The sequence below is a fragment of the Streptomyces sp. NPDC005496 genome (assembly GCF_042872045.1).
Classification (GTDB): Bacteria; Actinomycetota; Actinomycetes; order Streptomycetales; family Streptomycetaceae; genus Streptomyces.
In genome coordinates, this window is sequence record NZ_JBIAJQ010000001.1 from 461915 (window position 1) to 485786 (window position 23872).

A 23872-nucleotide genomic window follows, 5' to 3' on the forward strand; every position below is an offset into this window, starting at 1 on the left:
CGGCGGACGCGGCTCCCCGGGCCGGGGAGCCGCCCGCTCCTCACCGCGCCGGGGGCCGCATGCGGAACTCGTACCGGGCCGGCAGCGGTTCGTCGGTGATCCGGGCCCACAGCTCGCTGATGACCTCGGCGCCCTCCCGCAGGTCCGCCACCTCGAAGCCGTCGTCGAAGACGGCCCGCGCGCCCGCGCGGTCCCCCTCGGCGAGCAGCAGACGCGCCTCGATCAGCCGGAACCGCCCCCGCTCGCGCGTGGCGTCCCGCAGCCGGTCCCACACGGCCCGCGCGTCCGCCACCCGCCGCACCGCCAGCAGCGCCTCGATCGCCTCCCGCCCGAGCGCGGCCGTGGCCGCGGTCCACGCCTCCCCGTCGTCGCGCCGCTCCTGGCACAGGTCGTCGAAGGCCTCCGCGTACCGGTCGGCGGCCCGCTCGTGGTGCCCGGCCACCTGGTCGGCGACGGCGAGGCAGCGCAGCAACGGCCAGACGGACGGGGCCAGTTGCAGTCCGCGTTCCCAGCTGCGCACGGCCTGCGCCTGATCGCCCGCGTGCCACTGTGCGACGCCGAGGTGGTACTCGGTGAGCGGCCGGGCGGGCGCCGTCTCCAGCATGTCGCGCCAGTGCCGGGCGACGAGCGTCGGCCCGGGCGGGCCGGCCCGGCGCGGCTCCGGGAAGGTCCCGGACCTGAGCAGTTCCGCCCACGGCGCCTGCTCGTCGCCGAGGGTGCTCTCCTCGAAGGGGGTGCCCGGCAGCTTGTAGGAGGCGCGCAGCACTTCGAGGGCGCCCCAGCCGGAGCCGGCGGCCAGCGTCTCGCCCGGCTCGGTGTCGGCGTACGGCAGCCAGGCCCGGTACGCCGCGTCCACGTCTGCGCGCGGGAGGGCCGCCTCCAGACGGTCCTGCGTCTCGGCCCGCGCCGCGTCCCAGTCACCGCCGTGCACGGTCGCGGCGTCGGCGCTCAGCGGCCCGTACGCCTCCAGCCAGGACACCTCGCTCTCCGGCTCCAGCCGGACGTGCTCCAGCTGGGTGCGGGCGAGCCCGGCCTGGATCTCGCAGTACCCTCCGGTGCCGGGCTCGGTCAGCCACTCCTGCCAGCGCCGCCCGCCGGTGCCGGAGCCCCAGACGAAGAGCTTGCGGCCGCGCAGGACGTCGGTGGACGTCTGCACGAGCCCGTGCCCCTCGTCGTCCAGGGCGGCGATCCACCGGCGCCGCCCGTCGGGCACCTCGTAGAAGTAGTCGGCGGGGAACGTGCTCGCGAGCGGATACGTCCGGTCGACGCCGTCGTACGCGGGGACGGACACCCGGCGCAGCCGGCGCTCGTATCCGAAGTGCCAGGCCTCCTCGGCCGGGGCCAGCACCCGGCGTTCCTCGGGCACGGCGATGTTCGACCACCAGTAGGTGGGCGCGGGCTTCTCGTGCGGGTTGCGGATGCGCACGCCGACGTACAGGAAGTCCGAGTCCCTCGGCAGCCACAGGTCGACCTGGAAGGGCAGGTCGCGCAGCCGCTCCCACTCCCACAGGCGCAGCATCTCGCCGCCGTCGGGGGCGGTGACGCGGGCGGCGTGCACCGGCGCGCACGAGAGGGCGGTGTGGCCGGTCGCGCCGATGTTCCACTCGACGCCGCCGGAGAACCAGGCACCGTTCAGGGCGAAGCAGGCGGGCTGGAACACCGGGTTGCGGTACAGCAGTTCGCGGCCCGAGGACTTGTGGAACAGCGAGGCGACGCGGCCCCCGAGGCCGGGCAGCACGACGGCCCGCAGCCGTTCGTTCTCGATCACGATCGTGTCGATCCCGCGCGGCGCTCGCGTTCTGCCGTAGCCGTCCCGGACGCGCTCGGGCAACACGCTGCGCAGTGGCTCGTAACCGATCTGGCGGGCCATCTCGCGGGGCAGGCCCACGCGGTCCCGCTCCTCGACACGGTGCACCTCGTCGAGCGTGCGCAGCGGCGGCAGGGGGTTGTCGGGGCCCAACTCGGCTGCGGGGAGCGTCAGTACGTCACGTCGGATCGTCGTCACGATGACCATGGAACAGCGTCTTCGCGGACCTGACCAGGGGCGGCGCTCGTCAGGATTGCGCAAAGGCGTCCGACGCCGACTCGGGCGGGCGGGCGGTACGAGGGCCGTCGGATGAGGGCCGGCGCCGGGAGCGCGGCGGATGACGGCGCCTGGCGAGGGCCGGGGCTGCGGGGTGTACGGCCTCCGGGGGCGCGGAGGCGGTCGCGGCCGGCCTCGGCCCGGGTCACCGCCGCGGGGGCCTCCTCCGCGTCATCTCGACGGTCAGCGCCCACCGTTCGTGGTCCCGCCAGGCACCGTCGATGTGGAGGAAGTCCGGGGAGAAGCCCTCCAGCCGGAACCCGCCGCGCCGGGCCAGCGCGATCGACGCGGCGTTGCCCGGCTGCACGTTGATCTCCAGCCGGTGCAGCCCCATCGGCCCGAAGGCGTGGGCGACGACGAGGGCGAGTCCTTCGCTCATCAGCCCGCGTCCGGCGGCGTGCGCGAACGCCCCGTATCCGAGCGCGCCGCTGAGGAAGCCGCCCTCGACGATGTTGTTGATGTTGACGAACCCTGCGAGGGCCCCGGTGTCCCGCTCGCAGACCAGGAAACCGGCCTTGGTCGGGTCGCCGATCAGCCGCTGGGCGTAGGAGGCGTACGCCTCGGCGTCGGTGGGCGGGAAGAGCCACGGGTGGTGCAGGTCCTTGCTCTCCCGCGCCCGCGCGGTGAACTCGGCGCCGTCGTCCGAGGTGTAGTGCCGGATGCCGACCCGGGGGCCCTCGGCAAGGTGACGGGAGTTCTCAGGCATCCGGCCACAGTACGCGAGCAGCCGCCCGCGCTCCGGCCCGTGACGCGGGCGCGCGCCTTCCGGGGCCTCCTGGTCCGTCCCGGCGCGGCGGAGGCAGCCCACGCGGCCGTGGGGACATGGGAATGCGGCGCCCGGCGCCTGGCGCCCGGGGTGGAGACGCGGCCACGCGACAACCCGGCCGCAGGGGGACGCGGGCACGCGGCAACACTGCTGGGGGCGAGGGCGCAAGCACACCGCGCCCCCGCCATGAGTCAGGGCACGAGCACTCCCGACCCGGCGTTGGTCAGGGCACGAGCACTCCCGACCCCGCCGTGGGTCAGGGCACGTCCACGCGGTGGCGGCCCGGTGCTCAGCGTAGGGCCGGCTCGTCCAGCGTCAGCGTTCCGGCCGCCGCGTCCAGCTCGGCGGTCACCCCGAAGGGGATCGTCAGCGCACCCTCGCCGTGCCCGAACCCGAACTCCTCCACCACCGGCACGCCGAGGCCCACGAGCCGGTCGGCCAGCATGGCCCGCACCTCGGAGTAGGGCGAGCACTCCACCCACGAGCCGAGCAGGATCCCGGCGACGCCGTCGAGCCAGCCGGCGCGCAGCAGCTGGGTCAGGTAGCGGTCCAGCCGGTACGTCTCCTCGCCCACGTCCTCCAGGCACAGCAGGCCGCCGCGCGCGGAGGGCCGGGCGTACGGCGTGCCGAGGTCGGCGGCGAGGAGGCTCAGGCAGCCGCCGAGCAGTCGTCCCCTGGCCCGCCCCGGGACGAGAGCGGCGCCGTGCCCCGGGGCGGCGACGGTGCGGACCGTCTCCGGTTCGAAGAGCGTCGCGCGCAGATGCTCCTGCGCCCGCTCGTTCTTGACGAAGTCGACGCCGGCGACCATGGGTCCGTGCAGGGTCACCAGGCCCACGCGGGTGGCGAACGCCTCGTGCAGAGCGGTGATGTCGCTGTAGCCGACGAACACCTTGGGGCCCGCCGCCGCGATCGCGCTCCAGTCGAGCAGGTCGATCATGCGCTGAGCCCCGTAGCCGCCGCGGGCGCAGAGCACCGCGTCGACGTCCGGGTCGCACCAGGCGGCCTGGAAGTCGGCGGCCCGGTCGGTGTCGGTCCCCGCCAGGTAGTCGAACTCGCCGTGCCGGTCCAGCACATGGGGGGCGACGACGGGGTCGAGGTCCCAGCCGCGCAGCAGGTCCAGTCCGGCCTCCAGGCGCTCCTCGGGGACCGGGCCGCTGGGGGCGACGACGGCCACCCGGGCCCCGGGGGCCAGGCGTGCGGGGCGGGTCAGGGACTTCACTTGAGCAGCTCCAAGGTGGGGACACCCGGCGGGTTCAGGCCGAAGACCTGGGCGTACAGGGAGAGTTCGGACTCCAGGACGCGCACCATCGTGTCGGCGCGCCGGAAGCCGTGGCCCTCTCCCTCGAAGGCGATGTAGGCGTGCGCGACCCGTCTGCCCTCCCCCTCCATCCTGGCCAGGAACCGTTCGCACTGGGCGGGCGGGCAGATGACGTCGTCCAGGCCCTGGAGCAGCAGGAAGGGCGCGGTGATGCGGTCGGCGTGCTCGGCGGGCGACCGCTCCGCGTACCGGCCGGGCACCTCGGCGAGCGGCCCGACCAGCGTCTCCAGGTACCGCGACTCGAAGTCGTGGGTCTCCCCCGACCCCCAGCTCGCGAGATCGAGGATCGGGTAGAGGATCGTGCCGCAGGCGTAGACATCGGTGGCGGCCAGGGAGGCGGCCGTCGTCCAGCCGCCCGCGCTGCCGCCGCGGATGGCGAGCCGACCGCGGTCCGCGGTGCCCTCCTCGGCGAGGGCGAGTGCGACGGCCGCGCAGTCCTCGACGTCGACCACGCCCCACTGCTCGCGCAGCCGGTTGCGGTACTCCCGCCCGTACCCGGTGGACCCCCCGTAGTCGACCTCGGCGACCCCGATGCCGCGCGAGGTGAAGTAGGCGATCTCCAGGTCCAGGACCAGCGGTGCGCGGCTCGTCGGGCCGCCGTGCGCCCAGACCACGTACGGCGGCAGCTCCTCGCCGGGGGCCACGTGGCCGGGGTTGTGGGGCGGGTAGACGTGCGCGTGGATCTCGCGGCCGGCGGGGCCGGTGAAGGTCCGGATCTGGGGCTCGGGGTAGTAGGCCGGGTCGACCGGGTCGTCGTGCGGGGCGCCGATCACCCGGGCGCGGCCGGTGCGGGCGTCCAGCTCGACGACTTCGTAGGCACTGCGGGGACTGGCCCCGACGGCGACGACCCGGGTGCCGTGCGCCGCGAGCGCCGGCGTGAACTCGGTCCACGGGCCGGCCGCGTCGACCACCTCGCCGGTCTCCGGGTCGAGTATGCCGAGGGCGGTGGAGCCGCGGCCATGCACGACGGCGACCAGCCCGCTGTCGAGCGGCGCGAACCAGCTCTGCCCGATCTGCCACAGCGGGCCGCCGAACTCCTCCTCGCGCGGGCACAGCGCCTTCTCGCCGCCGTCGGGGCCGACGCGGTACAGGTTCCACCAGCCGGTGCGGTCGCTGGAGAACAGCAGGCTTCCGTCCCCCGCCCAGTCGGCCTGGGCGATGGACTCCTCGGGGCCGCCGGCGACGGTCCGCGCGCCGTGCAGCGTGCCGTCGCCGGTGACGTCCGCGACGATCAGCTCCGTGCCGTCCCACGGCATCCGCGGGTGGTCCCAGGCGAGCCAGGCCGCGCGCCGCCCGTCGGGCGAGAGCCGGGGGCCGGTGACGAACCGGTGGGCGTCGTCGGTCAGTTCGCGCACCGAGTCCCGGTGCCCGGCCGCCGACCCGTCCAGCGGCACCGCGGCCACCAGCCGGCGCACGTCCGCGGGTCCATCCCCGGTGAACTCCTCCAGGACGCACCACACCTCGCCCAGCTCGGGCCGCAGCTGCGGGTCGGCCCAGCGCAGTCCGCCGCCCACCGGCGACACCGGTGTCAGCGGGACCGGTTCACTGCCGGGCGTGTCGGGCTCGTACCGGTACAGCCGCTGGTCGGCGAAGTCGACGAAGACCACCAGGGGCCCCTCCGGGCGCATGATCCCGGTCCAGGGCAGGCCGCCGTACTCGATGACGCGGCTGCGCACGTTCCACGGGGCGGGCAGCACGGAGCGCTCCGTGCCGTCGGCCGCGCGGCGGACGAGGGTGCGCCGGCCGCCCTCGCCGGGCCGTGGCTCGGTCCACCATGCCTCCTCGCCCACGAAGCCCACGAAATCGGGCCGCCCGTCGTGCGCGGCGGCGAGCGCCGCGTCGATGGGCGACGGCCACGCTCCGTACGCCAGGGTCTGCACCATGTCCCCCACTTCGTCAGGCCGTTCGCAGAAAGCGGTCGAGGACGCGGACGCCGAAGTGCAGCGCCTCGACCGGGACACGTTCGTCGACGCCGTGGAAGAGGGCCTGGTAGTCGAAGCCCTCCGGCAACTTCAGCGGCGCGAAGCCGTATCCCGTGATCCCCAGGCGTGAGAACTGCTTGGCGTCCGTGCCACCCGACATGCAGTACGGCACCACATGTCCCTCGGGCGCGAACTCCTCGACGGCGGCGCGCATCCGCGCGTACGTCGCCGAGTCCACCGGCGCCTGGAGGGCCACCTCGCGGTGGTGGAACTCCCACTCCACGTCGGGTCCGGTGAGCAGGTCAAGGGTCGTGCGGAACTCGTCCTCGCCGCCTGGCAGAAAACGGCCGTCGACGTAGGCCACCGCCTCCCCCGGAATCACGTTCACCTTGTAGCCCGCGGAGAGCATGGTCGGGTTGGCGCTGTTGCGGACGGTCGCCTCGACGAGGGAGGCGGCGGGGCCCAGCTTCTCCAGGAGGGCGTCGACGTCCTCCAGGCCGGTGTCGATGCCGTAGAGCGCCGCCAGCTCGGCCAGGGACGCTCGGACGGTCGGGGTGAGGCGCAGCGGCCACTCGTGGGCGCCGATGCGGGTGATCGCGGCGGCCAGGCGTGTGATCGCGTTGCTGTCGTTGACCTTGGAGCCGTGCCCGGCCCGGCCGCGGGCGGTCAGCTTGAGCCAGCCCGTGCCGCGCTCACCCGCGGCGATCGGGTACAGCTGCCGGCCGGCGCCGTCGTGGAAGGTGAACGCCCCGGACTCGCTGACGCCCTCGGTGCAGCCCTCGAAAAGGTCCGGATGCCGGTCGGCGAGGAACCCCGACCCGTCCTCGGCGCTGGCCTCCTCGTCGGCGGTGAACGCGATCACCAGGTCGCGCCGGGGCCGCACCCCGTGCCGGGCCCAGTGCCGGACGACCGCGAGGATCATCGCGTCCATGTTCTTCATGTCGACCGCGCCGCGGCCCCAGACCACCCCGTCGCGGATCTCCCCGGAGAACGGGTGCACGCTCCAGTCCTCGGCCTGCGCGGGCACCACGTCCAGATGGCCGTGCACGAGGAGCGCGTCCGCCGCGGGGTCGGTGCCCTCGATGCGGGCGACGACGTTCGTACGGCCCGGGGTGCGCTCCAGGAGCGCCGGTTCCAGGCCCGCTTCGGCCAGCAGGGCCGCGGCGTACTCGGCGGCCGGGCGCTCGCGGCAGTCACCGCCGCCGCGGTTGGTGGTGTCGATGCGGATGAGCTCGGAGGTGAAGCGGACGACCTCGTCGAGTGCCCGCCCGTCGGCCTGACCCGCCCGCTCCGGCGCGGCGTCCTGTGCCGTGTGCTCAGCCATACTGCTCCTCCACGGCGGCGGAGACGATCGTCGTGACCGCCTTGAACGTGCGGATTCCCTCGTACATCGTCCCGCTGGTGTACTCCACCTTGCGCTCCCCCGTGCGCGCCACGCCGGGCACGACGGTGGCGGCCATCGCCAGGTGCTCGGCGTCGAACTCCAGCGCCACGGTGAACGGCTCGCCGGTGACCGGTTCGTGCCGCACGGCCAGCGCCGCCGCCTCCTTGGCCGCGGCGCGGATGTCGGCCGCCGTGCGCGCCGGGGTCCGGCACACGGCCGCGTAGCGCGACACATGGTCCTTGACGGCGACCTTCAGCGCCTCCGGCGCGTAGCCCAGGGCGTCCTCGCAGGCCACGTCGTCGCCGGTGACCAGGACGACCGGCACCCCGAACTCGGCGACGACGTGGGCGTTGAGCAGGCCCTCGCTGGCCCGGACGCCGTTCACCCAGACCCCGGTGATCGAGTTGGCCAGGTACGTGTGCGCTAGGACGCCCTCCATGCCGGCTCCGGCGTGGTAGCCGACGAAGGCGATGCCGTCCACGTCGCCGTGCTGCACGCCTTCCACCATGGAGAGCGACTTGTGCCGCCCGGTGAGCATCTGCGCCCGGTCGTCCAGTCGCTCCAGGAGCAGGTTCCGCATCGTCCAGTGCGCCTCGTTGACGACGACCTCGTCGGCGCCGCCGTCGAGGAAGCCGAGCACCGCCGCGTTGACGTCCGAGGTGAACATCGCGCGGCAGCGCTCCCACTGCGGGGTGCCCGGCAGCACGTCGGCCGGCCAGGTCACGCCCGTGGCGCCCTCCATGTCGGCGCTGATGAGGATCTTCATGCCTCGAAACCGTACGCGCTTCCGCCCGGGGGCGAACAGGCCTGTGGACAACTCCTCACCCGTCCGCCCGCGGGCGGCTCCTCACCCCGCCGTCCGCGGGCGGCTCCTCACCCGTCCGCGCGGCGTCCCGCCAGGACGAACCACCGTGCGGGCAGGTCGATGCGGGTGCCGTCCGCCATGTACTCCGTCTGCGGCAGCGTCGTGTCGCCCTCGGCGAGGATCTCCAGGCCGGCCTCCCCGAGCACGCGCGGCACCTCGTCGTCCGCCGCGTCGGCCGGCTTCAGCCCGTGGTGGAAGACCCGGAGCAGCTTCGGCGGCGGCCCGTCCGGTCCGGACGCGGCCTGCTGGAGCACCTGGCGCGAGGCGGCCGTCAGTTCCACCACGAAGGCGCGCCCCTCGACGCCGACGATCTCGGCGACGGCGGCGGCCACCGCGGCCCGGGCGCGGGGTTCGCTCTGGTGGATGACGGCGCGCATGTAGACGTGGCTGTCGCCGAGGCGGGCGTGCACGGCGCGTACCGCCTCGCTGTCGGTCAGGTCCAGCTGCTGGAACTCGGCGTCGCTGCCGTCGTCCCGGCCCGCGCGCCGGGCGTGCTCTATGGCGGCGTGGGACAGGTCGACACCGACGGCGCGCGCGAACCGGGTGGCGAGGTAGCGGGTCTGGGTGCCGTTGCCGCAGCCGAGGTCGACGATGGTGCGGGCGGTGTCCGCGTACGGCAGGAGCAGTTCGCTGTGGGGTATGGAGGTCAGTGCCGGGTCGGCGTCCCAGATCGCGTCACCGGGCGCGTCGGAGGTCTCCTTCCAGTAACCCTCCCAGGCGTTGCGGTAGTCCTCCGAGACGTTCATGTGTGCTCCCCAGGGTCGGCGTCATGATCGGAGTATCGCGACCGCCGGGCGGGGGGCAAGGGGCAAGTGCCTTTCCTTCACCGGAAATTCGAGCCCGCGCACGCCGATGGCGCGCTCGGAAGCCCCGCGCGCCCCCGGGGGGTGTCAGGGGTGGCGCGGACCGGGTGTGAGCGCCTGCTCGAACCAGACCGTCTTGCGGTGCCCGGAGGCGCTCGCGCCCCACTCCCGCGCGAGCCTGCTCACCACCCGCAGACCCCGGCCCCACTCGCCGTCCGGGCCCGCGCTCGTGAGCGCGGGCAGCGCCGGCTCGTCGTCGAGGACCTCGCACAGCAGGGCGTCGGTGCGGACCAGCCGCAGCCCGACCTCGGCGCCCGCGCCGTGCCGCACCGCGTTGCCGACGAGTTCGCTGACCAGCAGTTCCGCGGTCTCGATCGCGTCGGTGAGGCCCCACGCCGCCAGCCGGTCACGGACGAGCCGCCGGGCCCGGGACACCTCGCGGGCCTCCCTCGGCAGCTGCCACTCGGCGACGTGGTCGTCCGGGATGCCGTTCAGCCGGGCCATGAGGAGCGCCACGTCGTCCTTGCGTCCGCCGTGGGTGTTGAGCGCGCGGATGATGGTGTCGCAGGCGTCGTCCATCGAGGCGGCGGGATGGGCCGCCGACTCGCAGAGCGCGGCCAGGCCCTCTCCGATGTCGCCGCCCCGCACCTCCACCAGGCCGTCGGTGCACAGCACGAGCCGGTCCCCCGGCGCGACGCGGACGACGGCGGTCTCGAAGGGCACCCCGCCGACCCCTATGGGCGCGCCGGTCGGCAGGTGCAGCAGTTCGCTGCGGCCGTCCTCGGCACGCACCAGGACGGGCGGGATGTGGCCGGCGTTGGAGAGTTCCAGTTCACCGCGGATCGGGTCGTACACCGCGTACAGGCAGGTGGCGAGGTAGTTCTCGCCGAGCCGCCGCGCCAGGTCGTCCAGGCTGCGCAGCAGTTGGGCGGGCCGGGTCCCCATGGTGGCCATGGTCTGCACGGCGGTGCGCAACTGGCCCATCATCGCGGCCGAGTTGAGGCCGTGGCCCATGACGTCGCCGACCACCAGCGCGGTGCGCGAGCCCGGCAGCTTGATGCTGTCGAACCAGTCGCCGCCGACCCGGCCGAGGCGGGTGCCCGGGAGGTAGCGCGTCGCGATGTCGCAGCCCGCCATGCGCGGGGAGACCTGCGGCAGCATGCTGTCCTGGAGCGTGTCGGCGACGTTCTCCTGGTAGGTGTACATACGGGCGTTGTCGAGTACGAGACCGGCCCGGGCGGCGAGTTCGGCGCCCGTCGTGCGGTCCATGTCGTCGAACACCTCGCGGTCCGCGCGGCGCATGAGCACCATGAACCCGAGCACCACGTTGCGCGCCTTGAGCGGGACGACGAGCAGGGAGCGGCCGGTGATGAGGGGCCGCAGGTCGCGCTTCTCGAACTGACCCGAGATGCGGTTGCCCAGCTCCTCGTCGATGCGCGGGATCAGCACCGGCTCCCCGGTGCTCATGCACTGGAAGAACGGCGTGTGCTCGGGGAAGGCGATGGCCTCGCCGACCGGCACGGTGTCGTCCCAGCGGCCCGGCTCGTCGTTGTGCTCGACCCAGACCCGGTGCCACACGGTCGTCACGTCCGGGGCGCCGTCCGGGAAGCTCTCGCCGGCGAGGACGGCGGCGCGCAGGTGCGTACCGGCGAAATCCGCGAAGCGGGGCACGGCGGCGCTGGTGACCTCGCGGATCGTCTCGCCCAGGTCGAGGGAGGAGCCGATGCCGGTGCTGACCTCGTTCAGGAACTCCAGCCGCTCGCGGACGGCGGCGTACTCCAGGTCGTGCTCGGCTCCGGACGGCACGAGGGCCTGGGCCGGCGTCCCGGTCCCGGCGGCCCGCTGCCTGCCCGCGCGGCGCGGCACGCCCCAGTCGGGGGTCACCGGCACCCGCTCGTACTGGCTGAACTCCAGGATGGGGTAACCGAGTTCCAGGACCTGCGCCACGATGCGGCCGCTGAGCTCCGGCCCCATGTTCGGCAGGACCTCGGGCAGCCGCTTGGCGAGGTCGTCCGGCGCCGGGAGTTCGGTGTACGGGGCGAAGCCGGGTGCGATGCGTTCGACGACCTCGTCGTCGTACCCCCGCTCGGCCTTCAGGCGTTCGGCGTCCGCCGCGAGCACCAGGAGCCGTGCGGGGCCCGGTCCGATCAGGGGGTAGCCCCACCACAGGATGTCGAGCCGTTCCCGGTCCGCTCCGGTGAGCCGGGCCCGGCCTGCCGCCGGGTAGGAGGTACGGCCGCCGAGGGATGCCTCCAGGTCGGGGCCCAGGCCGTCGTACATCTGGTAGGGCCCGAAGGCGTCGGTGAGCGGCTCGGGGTCGAGGACCTCGGGAAGGGCGCCGGACACGGGGAGCAGGTCGGCGGCGGGCCGGCCGAGCGCCTCCTCCCGGGTGGCGCCGAAGAGGCGCCGCGCACCCGTGCTCCAGTGCGAGACGAGGCCGTCGCGGTCCACGACGACGACGGCGAGCGGGATGCGCCCCTCGGCGGCGTACCGCGCCGTGGGGCTCTCGTGGGCTCCCGCTCCGGGATGTGCGCCCACTTCCGTGCCACGGTCCATGGCCAGGCCCTTTCTCCCCACGGATCCGCAAGATCTGCGTCGTCGTCACCACGGTACGGCGGCGACCGGCCGGGATGTGCGGCAACACCGGAATTGCCCGCGCCGGGGGCGGCTCCGGCGCGGCGGGGCCTTCCGGAGCCCCAACGGTCAGTCCTCGTGGCCCAGTTGGAGGTCCCGCTCGGTCCTGCCGCCGCCTGCCATCCGGAGCACCGTGGCCACCGGCGGGTACCCGGCCGCGATCACGGTGTACTCCCCCGAGGACAGGTCGACGAAGCGGAAGGTGCCGTCGGCGCCCGTGGTGAGGGTGTCCACGACGTTGCCCGCCGCGTCGAGGAGCGTGACGCGGGCGTCCTCGACGGGCCGTCCGCCGCCGCCGCGCACGGTCCCCCGCAGTACGGCTCCGCCGGCGAGTTCGACGTCCTGGCGGGTCTCGCGGGCGGCCTGCACGGTGACGGGCAGGGCGGTGGGGCGGAACGCGGGCGCGCTGGCGGCCAGGGTGTACTCCCCGGCGACCAACTCGGTGATGACGTAACCGCCTTCGGGGCCGCTGCGGGTGGTGGCCACCACCTCGCCGTGGACGTTGGTGAGCGTGACGGTCGCCTCGCGAACCGGGGTGCCGTCGGCGGTGAGCACGCTGCCGGCCAGGCGTCCGGCGCCGCCCAGCACGACGTCCAGTTCCACCGGGCGCTCGCCGACGGTCACGGAGACCGCCTGCGGCTGGTGGCCGCCGGCCGCCGCGATCAGGACGTACGAGCCGGAGCCGGGCGTGGAGAGCGCGTACCGCCCGTCCTCGCCGCTGGCGCCCCGCCCGATCTGCCGCCCCACGACGTCGATGAGGGTGAGGGCGGCCCGCGGCACGACGGTGCCGTCGTGGTGCTGGACCGTGCCGCACACCGGGACCCCGGCGGTGTGGGTGCGCGACTGCGGGACCTTGGCGAGGGAGGCGGGCTCGGCGGGGGCGTTGTGGGACACCAGGGGTTTCTCCTTGAGGAAGAAGGCGATCAGCAGGCCGAGGACGAGCACCGGCACCAGGTAGAGGAAGATCCGCGGCATCGCGTCGGCGTAGGCGCGGATGTACTCGTCGCGCAGCGCGGCGGGCATCGCGTGGACGAGCTGCGGGGTGATGGACTCGGGGTCCGGGCCGTCCGGGCCGTCCGCGCGCGCGGGCAGGCGTTCGGCCAGCGCGTCGGCGAGCCGGTTCGCGAAGAGGGTGCCGAAGACGGCGGCGCCGACGCTGCCGCCGATCTGCCGGAAGTAGTTGTTGGCGCTGGTGGCGGTGCCGAGGTCGGCGGGGCGCACGGAGTTCTGCACGGCGAGCACCAGGACCGGCATCACCATGCCGATGCCGGCGCCGAGCACGGCCATCCAGACGCTGTAGTGCAGCCGGGGCGTGTCCACCTCCAGCCGCGACAGGAGCCACATGCCGACGACCGAGAGGGCGGCGCCCAGCACGGGGTAGACCTTGTAGCGGCCGGTGTGGCTGATCAGCTGTCCGGAGATCACCGAGGCGCCGACGATGCCGCCCATCATCGGGAGCATGAGCAGGCCCGACTCGGTGGCGGTGGCGCCGTCGACCATCTGGAGGTAGGTCGGCAGGTAACTGGCCGCGCCGAAGAGCGCGATGCCGATGACCAGCCCCACCAGAGCGGTGACATTGAAGACACCGTCCCTGAACAGCCGCAGCGGGATGAGGGGTTCGGGGGCGAAGCGTTCGACGACGAGGAAGAGCGCCGTCGCGGCGACGGCTCCGGCGGTGAGGCCGAGGATGACGCGCGAGCCCCAGGCGTACTCGGTGCCGCCCCAACTGGTCAGCAGGACCAGGCAGGTGGAGGCGGCGGCGAGCAGCAGCGTCCCGAGGACGTCCAGGCGTCCTCGGGTGGCGGGCTTCGGGAGTTTGAGCACGACGGTGACGACGGCGAGCGTGAGCAGGCCGAACGGCACGTTGATGTAGAAGCACCACCGCCAGGAGAGGTGGTCCGTGAAGTAGCCGCCGAGCAGCGGGCCGGCGACGGAGGCGAGGCCGAAGGCGGCGCCGATCAGCCCCATGAAGCGGCCGCGCCGGCGCGGCGGCACGATGTCCGCGATGATCGCCTGCACGCCGATCATGAGGCCGCCCGCCCCGACGCCCTGGACGGCGCGGAAGGCGATCAGCTGGTCCATGCTCTGCGCCCGGCCGGCCAGCGCGGAGCCGGCGACGAAGACGACGATGGCGAACTGGAAGACGCCCTTGCGGCCGAAGAGGTCGCCGAGCTTGCCGTAGACGGGCAGTCCGACGGTCGAGGTGAGGAGGTAGGCGGTGATCGCCCACGACATCCTGTCGAGGCCGTGCAGCTCGCCGACGATCTTCGGCAGGGCGGTGGCCACGATCATCTGCTCCAGCGCCGCGAGGAGCAGCGCGAGCATCAGCCCGACGAAGACCATGCGCACCCGGCGCGGGCTCAGGCCCGGCGTGCCGGATGCGGGTTCCCGGGGTGGCGCTTCGACGACGGGAGCCGTCTCCCGCTCGATCTCCACCAGCGTCGTGCCGCCCACGTACCGCTCCCCTCGTCGCGCCTGCGCCGCCCATTTCTCGCATTACGCGACAACTGGGAGCAAGCGCGACGAGTCGCCCCACACCCCGGCCCGGAGGACGTAACCGCCGGTCGGAGCCCTACGGCGTACGGGGGAGCCGTACGGAAAACCACTCGAAACGGTGAGTTCCACCGGGGCCCCGAGCGGTCAACTCCGGGCCCCGGGACATCAGTTCCGGGTCGGCTCCCGGCTACTTCTCGACCTCGGCGGCGAGCTTGGCGAGCTCCGCGTCGTAGATCCGGGCGAGGCCCTTGGGCGCGAAGGTCCGCTCGAAGAAGCCGCCGATGCCGCCGGCGCCGTTCCACACGGAGGTGACGACGACGCGCGACCGGCCCTCGCCGGCCGGGGTGACCCGCCAGGTGGTGACCATCGAGGAGTTGCGGTCCTTCTCGACGAGCTCACCGTCGGTCGGCTCGCTGACCTCCAGCAGGCAGTCGCGGACGCGCTTGCTGGTGGCCTGGAGCTTCCAGTGCACGAGGGTGCCCTCGCCGTCGCCGCCCTCGCGCACCTCGTACTCGCTGAAGTGCTCGGGCAGCAGCTTCGAACGCGTGCCGTTGTAGTCGGCCAGGGCGTCGAAGACCGCCTCCGCATCCGCCGCGATGACCCGTTCCGTGGTGGCCTCGACCTGCGCCATTGACTTCCTCCAGCACTTGGTTTTACGGGGTGTGCGGCCAGCCAACCACCAGGCGGCCGGGCCGCCCAAATCGGGGCCCGGAGGGGGCCCGGACGGGAGCCGGAAAACCGGGTCGCACGATCAAGGGAACATGTGTTCTATTCTGGGGTCAGTGCTACCTAGGAGGACTCATGCGCTGGGAGAACCTCACGGCGGACCCCGAGGCGGACCGTGGCCGGGACGCCGCACTGTTCGGCGCGGACGCGGTGACCACCCGTACCTTCGACAGCCCGGAGTTCCGGGGGATCACCTTCCACGAGATCCGGGCCCGCTCGATCGTGAACCGGGTGCCGGGCGCCTCGCGCATGCCCTTCGAGTGGACCGTCAACCCCTACCGGGGCTGCACACACGCGTGTGTGTACTGCTTCGCGCGCAAGACGCACAGCTATCTGGACCTCGACACCGGCCTCGGCTTCGACTCCCAGATCGTGGTCAAGGTGAACGCGCCCGAGCTGCTGCGCCGCCAGCTCGGCTCGCGCCGCTGGAACGGCGAGCACATCGCCATGGGCACCAACGTGGACTGCTACCAGCGGGCCGAGGGCCGCTACCGGCTGATGCCGGGCATCATCGCCGCCCTGCGCGACCACGCGAACCCCTTCTCGATCCTCACCAAGGGGACGCTGATCCTGCGCGACCTCGATCTGCTGACGCAGGCGGCCGAGGTCACCGACGTCGGGATCTCCGTCTCGGTGGGCTTCACCGACCGCGAACTGTGGCGCACCGTCGAGCCCGGCACGCCCGCTCCGGAGCGGCGGCTGGACGTGGTCCGCGCCCTCGGCGAACGCGGCATCGCGTGCGGGGTCCTGATGGCCCCGGTGATCCCCTTCCTCGGCGACGGTCCGGACCAACTCCGCGCCACGGTGCGGGCGATCGCGGCGTCCGGCGCCACCTCGGTGACCCCCCTGGTGCTGCATCTGCGGCCCGGGGCCCGGGAGTGGTTCATGGCCTGGCTCGGGCACCACCACCCGCATCTGGTGCGCCGCTACGAACGGCTGTACGCGGAGGGGGCCTACGCGCCGAAGTGGTACCAGCGCCGGATCACCCGTCAGGTCCACGAACTGGCGCAGGAGTACGGCATCGGACCCGCGCGCGCGGGCGCGACGCGCAGGATCACCGTCCCCGAGCCGGTGCCGGCCGCCCCGGAACCGACGCAGCTCACGCTGCTCTGAGGCGGCGCGCGCGGCCCGGCGGCATCCGAGCGCATCACGCTGCTCAATCGGGTCAAGACGGCGCAGAACGCGTTCTTACGGGCGCGCTTTCCGGGACGATACGGCGGAGGCCGTGAGGTGCACGGCTCAGTTCCTCCGCCCTGGGAGCCCCATGAGGAAACGCGCAGCCGCTCTGTGCGGCACCGCCGCCGTACTGGCCACGGTGATCACGTCGGTGCCCGCCGGCGCGGACGCCGACGCCGCGTCCGCCCCGCCCGCCGCGGCGAAGCCCGCCTGGAAGAAGTGCGGCACCAGCGCCTACCCGACGCTCCAGTGCGCGTCCCTGAAGGTGCTTCTGGACCACGACAACCCGGACGGCCGGCGCGTCACGATCGCGCTGTCGCGGGTCCCGCACACCGCGAAGACCTACCAGGGGCCCCTCCTGGTGAACCCGGGCGGCCCCGGCGGCAGCGGGCGCAGGCTGGCCGGTTTCGTCGCCTCCACGCTGCCGAAGAAGGTGGCCGCCCAGTACGACGTGATCGGCTTCGACCCGCGCGGGGTCGGCGCGAGCAAGCCCGCCCTGAACTGCCGGCCGAAGCACTTCGCGCCGGTGCGGCCCGACACCGTGCCGCTCACCCCCGCCCTGGAGAAGGCCAACCTCGACCGGGTGCGGGCCTTCGCCGAGGCCTGCGGCACCAAGTACGCGGACGTGCTGCCGTACATCGACACGGTCAGCGCGGTGCGTGACATGGACGCCGTCCGGGAGGCGCTCGGCGCCGAGCGCATCAGCTACTTCGGCTACTCGTACGGCACCTATCTCGGCGCCGTCTACGCGAAGCTGTACCCGGAGCGGGTCCGCCGCCTGGTCCTGGACTCCGTCGTCGACCCCACGGGAGTCTGGTACGACGACAACATCCAGCAGGACTACGCCTTCAACGACCGCCACATGGCGTTCATGAAGTGGATCGCCAAGCACCACAAGACCTACCGGCTCGGCACCGACCCCGCCAAGGTGGAGGCCAAGTGGTACGGGATGCGCGAGGCTCTGGCGAAGAAGCCCGCGCAGAAGAAGGTCGGCGCCTCCGAACTGGAGGACACCTACATCCCCGGCGGCTACTACAACGGCTACTGGCCCTACCTGGCCGAGGCGTTCGCCGCGTACGTGAACCGCAAGGACACCGACCCGCTCGTCGAGGCGTACGAGAACTTCGGCGCGGTCGACACCGCGGGCGACAACGGCTACAGCGTCTACAGCTCGGTGCAGTGCCGTGACGCGACCTGGCCCCGGGACTGGGAGCAGTGGCGCAAGGACAACTGGGCGGTGTACGACGAGGCGCCGTTCATGGCCTGGAGCAACGCCTGGTACAACGCGCCGTGCGCCTTCTGGCCGGCCGAGCCGCTGCGGCCCGTGGACGTCTCGAACGACGAGCTGCCCCCGGTGCTGCTGTTCCAGGCGACGGACGACGCGGCCACTCCCTACCCGGGCGCCGTCGCCGTCCACGAGCAACTGCGCGGCTCCAGCCTGGTGGTGGAGGAGAAGGGCGGCAACCACGGCATCACGCTGAGCGGGAACGCCTGCCTGGACAAGCACCTGGCGGCCTATCTGACCAGCGGTCAGGTGCCGCGCGGTGACGGCGAGGCGGACGCGGTGTGCAAGGCGCAGCCGGACCCGAAGCCGCTGAGCGCCAAGAGGAAGGGCGCCTCGCGCGGTTCGACCCTCCACGGCCTCCTCGGCTTCCACGGCTGACCCGGCCCGACGCGCCGTCGGCACCACCCGGTGCCGCCGACCACGGAACCGCCCCCGACGGCACCGGCCGGCGGGGGCGTTGTCCGACCCGTGGTCCACCATGGACGCATGACCGAGCCGACCCGCATCCCCGCCCCCGCCGGGGTCGCCCCCGCCGCCGCGTACACGCACGTCGTCATGGGCACGGGACGCTTCGTGGCCGTCTCGGGCCAACTCCCCCTGGACGAGCACGGCGAGCTCGTCGGCCCGGGCGACCCGGCGGCACAGGCCCACCAGGTCTTCGAGAACCTGCGCCGCTGCCTGGCCGCCGCCGGCGCCACGTTCGACGACGTCGTCAAACTCACCTATTTCGTCACGGACATGGCCCACATGCCCGCCGTCCGCGCGGCCCGCGAGACCCACATACCGTCCGACCGCCTCCCGGCGGCGTCGGCGGTCCAGGTCGCGGCCCTGATCAGCCCGGACTTCCTGATGGAGATAGAGGCCTACGCGGTCCTCGCCGAGTGAACGGCCTCCGCCTTCCAGGTCACCGATTCCGCGGGAAGACCGCCCCGGTCACCGTTTTTCCAGGCGGGCCAGGGCGTGGACCGCGGCCTCTGCCAGGAGGGGGTGGGCCAGGCAGTCGGTGAGGACCGGGCGGGCGCGTTCGTCGCCGAGGGCTCCGAGGCCCTCCACGCAGGCGAGAGCGACCCTGCGGTACGGGTCGTGGGGCCGCAGCCTGCGCCGCAGCGTGGTGATCAGGGCGGGCACCGCCTCGGGCGCGCGCAGGGCCACCAGGAGCCGGACCGGTTGCAGCGCGTAGGCGACGCGCAGTTCGTTGGTGGCGAGGGCGGCGGCGGCCCGGGCGGTGCGCGGGTCACCGAGCGCGGCCAGCGCGTGGGCGGCGGACGCGCAGCGCTGCGGGTCGCGGTGGTTGAGCAGCAGGACGAGCGCCTCGAAGGCCCGCCGGTCACCGGCGGTCCCGAGCCGGAAGGCCACCAACTCCCGCGCCCACAGCGGCTGTCCGGGTTCGGTGAGCGCCGCCGCCAGTTCGTCGAGGTCCTCGGTGCTCACCAGCCGGTCGTACGCGGCGCAGGCTCCCGCCTCGGTCCGTAAGCGCTCCGTGAGTGATCGCGACTCCTCGTCCATGAAGCCGAGCCTAGAGGGGCGCCCGGGACGCGGGGACCTACATCACAAACTGAGGGCTGGCGCGCTCGTTACCGGCCGGTTAAGCTCAGACGAGCGAGTTACCCACTCGCGATCCGCTTGCGGTGGCCTGGTGACGCAGCCGCCGCGAGTGCCAGTCGGTTCGGTGCCTCAGGTACCGCAGTTCGACCCGGCTCCGGGACAGAGCCGGTCGGTCCTCATCCGCCTCGGGGCGCCCGTGTTCAGGCCCCTGGACGGCACCGGGCGTGTGCGCTCGTCAGCCCGGCAACACCCGCATCCCTCGCACCGTGTGCGCCTCTCAGGCGCACCCGCGTGCTCCCCAGTCGTCACCCTCTTCCTGGAGTCCCGCGATGGCCACTCCCCTGTCCGACACCCCTCTGTCCCCGCTGAAGACCGTCGCCGTCGTCGGCCTCGGCACGATGGGCACCGGCATCGCCGAGGTCCTCGCCCGGGCCGGCCGCGAGGTCGTCGGCATCGACATCAGCGAGGCCGCGGCCGCCCAGGCCGTCACCGCGCTCGAAGCCTCCACCGCCCGCGCCGTGCAGCGCGGACGCCTCACGGAGCAGGAGCGCGGCGACGTCCTCACCCGCTTCCGCACCTTCACCGACCTTCAGGCGGCGGCCGACGCCGACCTGGTCATCGAGGTGACCCCGGAGTCGTACGACATCAAGCAGCAGGTGTTCCGGGCGCTGGACGACGTCGTGCGCCCGGACACCATCCTGGCGACCGGCACGAACGCCCTGTCGGTGACGCGTCTGGCGGCCGACTCGGCCCGTCCGGAGCGCGTGCTCGGCCTGCACTTCTTCAACCCGGCCCCGGCCATGAAGCTGGTCGAGGTGGTCTCCTCGGTGCTGACCGCGCCGCAGGCCGTCGCGGCCGTCACGGACCTGGCCGTGCAGCTCGGCAAGGAGCCCGTCGCGGTCGGCGACCGCCCCGGATTCGTCGCCGACGGCCTGCTGTTCGGCTACCTCAACCAGGCGGCCTCGATGTACGAGGCCAAGTACGCCTCCCGCGAGGACATCGACGCGGCGATGCGGCTCGGCTGCGGGCTGCCCATGGGCCCGCTCGCGCTGCTCGACCTGATCGGCATCGACACCGCCCGCACGGTCCTGGAGGCCATGTACGCGGAGTCCCACGACCGGCTGCACGCCCCGGCCCCCGTCCTCAAGCAGCTCAGCGAGGCGGGCCTGACCGGCCGCAAGTCGGGGCGCGGCTTCTACTCGTACGAGGCGCCGGGCAGTGCCACGGTCGTGCCGGACGCCCTCACCCCCGGGTCCGAGCAGTCGGGGACGCCGGGCCGCGCCGTGCGCTCGGTGGGCGTCGCGGGCTCGGGCACCATGGCCTCCGGCATCGCGGAGGTCTTCGCCAAGGCCGGGTACGACGTGGTCCTGGCCGCCCGCAGCGAGGAGAAGGCCGAGGCCGCGAGGGCCCGGATCGGCAAGTCGCTCGCGCGCTCCGTCGACAAGGGCCGGATGACCGCCGAGGCCGCCGCGGGGACCCTGGACCGGATCACCCCGGCCGGCTCCTACGACGCCTTCGCCGACGTCGACCTGGCCGTCGAGGCCGTCGCCGAGGACCTGGAGGTCAAGCAGCATCTGTTCGCCGCGTTCGACAAGGTCTGCAAGCCGGGCGCGGTGCTCGCCACCACCACCTCCTCGCTGCCCGTCGTCGCCTGCGCCCGCGCCACCTCGCGCCCGCAGGACGTGATCGGCATGCACTTCTTCAACCCGGCCCCGGCCATGAAGCTCGTCGAGGTGGTCCGCACGGTGCTGACCGCGGACGACGTGCACGCGACCGTCCGGGAGGTCTGCGCCAAGATCCGCAAGCACCCGGTGGACTGCGGCGACCGCGCCGGTTTCATCGTGAACGCGCTGCTCTTCCCGTACCTGAACAACGCGATCAAGATGGTCCAGGAGCACTACGCGACGCTGGACGACATCGACGCCGCGATGAAGCTCGGCGGCGGTTACCCGATGGGCCCCTTCGAACTGCTCGACGTGGTCGGGCTCGACGTGTCCCTGGCCATCGAGAAGGTCCTGCACCGCGAGTTCCGCGACCCGGGACTGGCCCCGGCGCCGCTGCTGGAGCACCTGGTGGCCGCGGGCTGCCTCGGCCGCAAGACGGGCCGCGGCTTCCGCGAATATGCCCGGCGCTGAGGCCCGCGAGGACCGGTACGGGGAGTCCGCCGACTGGGGCGGGCTCCTCGACCCGGCGGGAGGCCCCCCGCCCGGGGACGGCGGGGGGATCTCCGCTCATGCGCACTCCCCTGCGCAGATGCAGTACGTTCGGGTCATGTCCCAGCCCGCCAAGTCCTCCCGTACAACAGCCACGCCCGACGCGCCGGAGAGCGCCGCGGGCGGTCGCGCGGCCGCGCAGCGGCTCAAGATGCGCCGCGAACTGGCGGCGGCGGCCATGGAGCTGTTCGCCACCAAGGGGTACGAGGCGACGACCGTCGACGAGATCGCGGCGCAGGCCGGGGTGGCACGGCGTACGTTCTTCCGCCACTTCCGTTCCAAGGAAGAGGCGATCTTCCCCGACCACGACGACACCCTGATCCGCGCGGAGGCGGTGCTCAACGCGGCACCCGCCCACGAGCACCCGCTGGACACGGTGTGCCGCGGCATCAAGGAAGTCATGAAGATGTACGCCGCGCGGCCCGAGATCTCCGTCTCGCGCTACAAGCTCACCCGCGAGGTGCCGACGCTGCGCGAGGCCGAGATCGCCTCCGTGGCGCGCTACGAGCGGCTGTTCACCCGGTACCTCCTCGGCCACTTCGACGAGCACGCGCACGACGACGACGCCAACGACGATCCGCTGCTGGCGGAGGTCGCGGCGTCGGCCGTGGTCACCGCGCACAACCACGTGCTGCGGCGGTGGCTGCGGGCGGGCGGCCAGGGCGACGTGGAGGCCCAGCTGGACCACGCCTTCGCGATCGTCCGCAAGACGTTCGGCTCGGGCATCGGGGCGGGCCGCGAGGTCGCCCCGCAGTCGGCGCCGGCCTCCTCCTTCACCGAGGGCGACGTGCTGGTGACCGTCGCCCGGGTCGACGCCCCGCTCGACCAGGTGATGCGCACCATCGAGCAGGCACTCAAGGAACGGTCGTAGCGCGCTCGCGCCTCCTCTCTCTCCATCGCACTTCCCCAGCGCCGGACGGGCTCACTTTGGGCCCGTCCGGCGTTTTCGTACCGCTTTTCGCGCCCCACCTGATCGATCATCGCTCACGTGTTACGTAAAGATTTCACCTGAGCGCAACTTCTGGCACTCCGTGCCTTGTCAGGTGACACGGCGTGCCATACGTTGAAGTCGTCCGGGCGGCCGGCGTGCAGAGACCTCACGTACGCCGGCTGTCCCCGCAAGCCTCCTCCGGGCGCCGCTCGGAGGTACCCCGGCAAGCGCGCCCGGACGCCTGCGTCACAGGCAACCTTCTGCGCCACAAAGCGCTGCCAGCAGCACGTCCGCCGAACCGACGGCACCTCACATCCACAGCAGCAGCACCGACGTGACCCCCAGCGTCTCCCCTCAAGACGCCATTCGCCGGAGGCAACACAGTGAAGGAAATCCTGGACGCGATCCAGTCGCCGGAGTCGACTTCCGCCGACTTCGCCGCCCTGCCGCTCCCCGAGTCGTACCGCGCGATCACCGTGCACAAGGACGAGACGGAGATGTTCTCCGGGCTCGCCACGCGCGACAAGGACCCCCGCAAGTCGATCCACCTGGACGACGTGCCCGTGCCGGAGCTCGGCCCGGGCGAGGCCCTGGTGGCCGTCATGGCCTCCTCGGTCAACTACAACTCGGTGTGGACCTCGATCTTCGAGCCGGTGTCGACGTTCAGCTTCCTGGAGCGCTACGGCAGGCTCAGCGAGCTCAGCAAGCGCCACGACCTGCCGTACCACATCATCGGCTCCGACCTCGCGGGCGTCGTCCTGCGGACCGGCCCGGGCGTCAACTCCTGGAAGCCCGGTGACGAGGTCGTCGCGCACTGCCTCTCGGTCGAGCTGGAGTCCTCGGACGGCCACAACGACACGATGCTCGACCCCGAGCAGCGCATCTGGGGCTTCGAGACGAACTTCGGCGGCCTCGCCGAGATCGCCCTGGTGAAGTCCAACCAGCTCATGCCGAAGCCCGACCACCTCAGCTGGGAGGAGGCCGCCTCCCCCGGTCTGGTGAACTCCACCGCCTACCGGCAGCTGGTCTCCCGCAACGGCGCCGGCATGAAGCAGGGCGACAACGTCCTGATCTGGGGCGCCAGCGGCGGACTCGGCTCCTACGCCACCCAGTTCGCGCTCGCCGGCGGCGCCAACCCGATCTGCGTCGTCTCCTCGCCGCAGAAGGCGGACATCTGCCGGGCGATGGGCGCCGAGGCGATCATCGACCGCAACGCCGAGGGCTACAAGTTCTGGAAGGACGAGAACACCCAGGACCCGAAGGAGTGGAAGCGCTTCGGCAAGCGCATCCGCGAGCTGACCGGCGGCGAGGACATCGACATCGTCTTCGAGCACCCCGGCCGCGAGACCTTCGGCGCGAGCGTCTACGTCACCCGCAAGGGCGGCACCATCACCACCTGCGCCTCGACCTCGGGCTACATGCACGAGTACGACAACCGCTACCTGTGGATGTCCCTGAAGCGGATCATCGGCTCGCACTTCGCCAACTACCGCGAGGCCTGGGAGGCCAACCGGCTGGTGGCCAAGGGCAAGATCCACCCGACGCTGTCCAAGGTGTACTCCCTGGAGGAGACCGGGCAGGCCGCGTACGACGTGCACCGCAACCTCCACCAGGGCAAGGTCGGTGTGCTCGCGCTCGCCCCCCGCGAGGGCCTCGGCGTGCGCGACGAGGAGAAGCGCGCGAAGCACATCGACGCCATCAACCGCTTCCGGAACGTCTGAGGTC

At 73.0% G+C, this 23872-nt stretch carries 17 protein-coding genes; 6 read left to right on the forward strand and 11 right to left on the reverse strand.

Translation table 11 applies throughout. The features are described 5' to 3' along the window. Positions 1-40: 40 nt before the first annotated feature. The 10 genes from ACFYQQ_RS02255 to ACFYQQ_RS02300 form a co-directional block, all read right to left on the reverse strand. Complete coding sequence (locus ACFYQQ_RS02255) at positions 41-2014, reverse strand: DUF5107 domain-containing protein (protein ID WP_388902970.1); 1974 nt, start codon at positions 2012-2014, stop codon at positions 41-43. A gap of 214 nt (positions 2015-2228) precedes the next feature. Beyond that, positions 2229-2789: a GNAT family N-acetyltransferase gene (locus tag ACFYQQ_RS02260; protein WP_355787553.1), complete on the reverse strand. Its 561-nt coding sequence runs from the start codon at positions 2787-2789 to the stop codon at positions 2229-2231. 349 nt (positions 2790-3138) lie between these two features. Next, the gene (locus ACFYQQ_RS02265) at positions 3139-4068 is read right to left on the reverse strand and encodes an LD-carboxypeptidase (RefSeq protein ID WP_388902974.1); all 930 of its coding nucleotides are present in this window, start codon (positions 4066-4068) and stop codon (positions 3139-3141) included. Next, complete coding sequence (locus ACFYQQ_RS02270; RefSeq protein ID WP_356175180.1) at positions 4065-6050, reverse strand: prolyl oligopeptidase family serine peptidase; 1986 nt, start codon at positions 6048-6050, stop codon at positions 4065-4067. Before ACFYQQ_RS02270 ends, ACFYQQ_RS02265 begins: the two co-directional genes overlap by 4 nt. 13 nt (positions 6051-6063) lie before the next feature. Further along, positions 6064-7413, reverse strand: coding sequence for a M20/M25/M40 family metallo-hydrolase (locus tag ACFYQQ_RS02275; RefSeq protein ID WP_355790124.1), 1350 nt, complete (start codon positions 7411-7413; stop codon positions 6064-6066). Then, a complete protein-coding gene (locus ACFYQQ_RS02280; RefSeq protein ID WP_355790127.1) occupies positions 7406-8239 on the reverse strand; it encodes a M55 family metallopeptidase in 834 nt (277 codons plus the stop codon). Before ACFYQQ_RS02280 ends, ACFYQQ_RS02275 begins: the two co-directional genes overlap by 8 nt. 107 nt (positions 8240-8346) lie before the next feature. Continuing rightward, complete coding sequence (locus ACFYQQ_RS02285) at positions 8347-9084, reverse strand: class I SAM-dependent methyltransferase (protein WP_355790130.1); 738 nt, start codon at positions 9082-9084, stop codon at positions 8347-8349. Positions 9085-9228: 144 nt separating this feature from the next. Beyond that, positions 9229-11697 carry a SpoIIE family protein phosphatase gene (locus ACFYQQ_RS02290; RefSeq protein WP_388902979.1) on the reverse strand — a complete coding sequence of 823 codons (2469 nt, stop codon included), beginning with the start codon at positions 11695-11697 and terminating at the stop codon, positions 9229-9231. Between the two features lie 147 nt (positions 11698-11844). Next, positions 11845-14229 carry a DHA2 family efflux MFS transporter permease subunit gene (locus ACFYQQ_RS02295; RefSeq protein WP_356175190.1) on the reverse strand — a complete coding sequence of 795 codons (2385 nt, stop codon included), beginning with the start codon at positions 14227-14229 and terminating at the stop codon, positions 11845-11847. 229 nt (positions 14230-14458) lie between these two features. Further along, a complete protein-coding gene (locus tag ACFYQQ_RS02300) occupies positions 14459-14902 on the reverse strand; it encodes an SRPBCC family protein (protein WP_355780024.1) in 444 nt (147 codons plus the stop codon). Between the two features lie 170 nt (positions 14903-15072). Here ACFYQQ_RS02300 and ACFYQQ_RS02305 point away from each other — a divergent pair, with 170 nt between their 5' ends. The 3 genes from ACFYQQ_RS02305 (at position 15073) to ACFYQQ_RS02315 (ending at position 18343) form a co-directional block, all read left to right on the forward strand. Next, positions 15073-16110, forward strand: a complete 1038-nt coding sequence (locus ACFYQQ_RS02305; protein ID WP_355780027.1) for an Rv2578c family radical SAM protein — start codon at positions 15073-15075, stop codon at positions 16108-16110. A 151-nt stretch (positions 16111-16261) separates the two neighbouring features. Continuing rightward, complete coding sequence (locus tag ACFYQQ_RS02310; RefSeq protein WP_388902983.1) at positions 16262-17836, forward strand: alpha/beta hydrolase; 1575 nt, start codon at positions 16262-16264, stop codon at positions 17834-17836. Between the two features lie 108 nt (positions 17837-17944). Next, positions 17945-18343: a RidA family protein gene (locus tag ACFYQQ_RS02315; protein WP_388902986.1), complete on the forward strand. Its 399-nt coding sequence runs from the start codon at positions 17945-17947 to the stop codon at positions 18341-18343. 48 nt (positions 18344-18391) lie between these two features. Here the strand turns inward: ACFYQQ_RS02315 and ACFYQQ_RS02320 are convergent, their stop codons facing one another. Then, on the reverse strand, positions 18392-18964 hold the full coding sequence (locus ACFYQQ_RS02320; protein ID WP_356175202.1) for an adenylosuccinate lyase: 573 nt from the start codon (positions 18962-18964) through the stop codon (positions 18392-18394). Positions 18965-19332: 368 nt separating this feature from the next. Here ACFYQQ_RS02320 and ACFYQQ_RS02325 point away from each other — a divergent pair, with 368 nt between their 5' ends. The 3 genes from ACFYQQ_RS02325 to ccrA all read left to right on the forward strand — a co-directional run bounded on the left by ACFYQQ_RS02325 (position 19333) and on the right by ccrA (position 23868). Continuing rightward, complete coding sequence (locus ACFYQQ_RS02325) at positions 19333-21138, forward strand: 3-hydroxyacyl-CoA dehydrogenase family protein (protein WP_388902989.1); 1806 nt, start codon at positions 19333-19335, stop codon at positions 21136-21138. A 136-nt stretch (positions 21139-21274) separates the two neighbouring features. Then, complete coding sequence (locus ACFYQQ_RS02330; RefSeq protein ID WP_355782016.1) at positions 21275-22087, forward strand: TetR family transcriptional regulator; 813 nt, start codon at positions 21275-21277, stop codon at positions 22085-22087. Between the two features lie 443 nt (positions 22088-22530). Continuing rightward, positions 22531-23868, forward strand: coding sequence for a crotonyl-CoA carboxylase/reductase (gene ccrA / locus ACFYQQ_RS02335; protein ID WP_355782013.1), 1338 nt, complete (start codon positions 22531-22533; stop codon positions 23866-23868). The last annotated feature ends 4 nt before the right edge of the window (positions 23869-23872 follow it).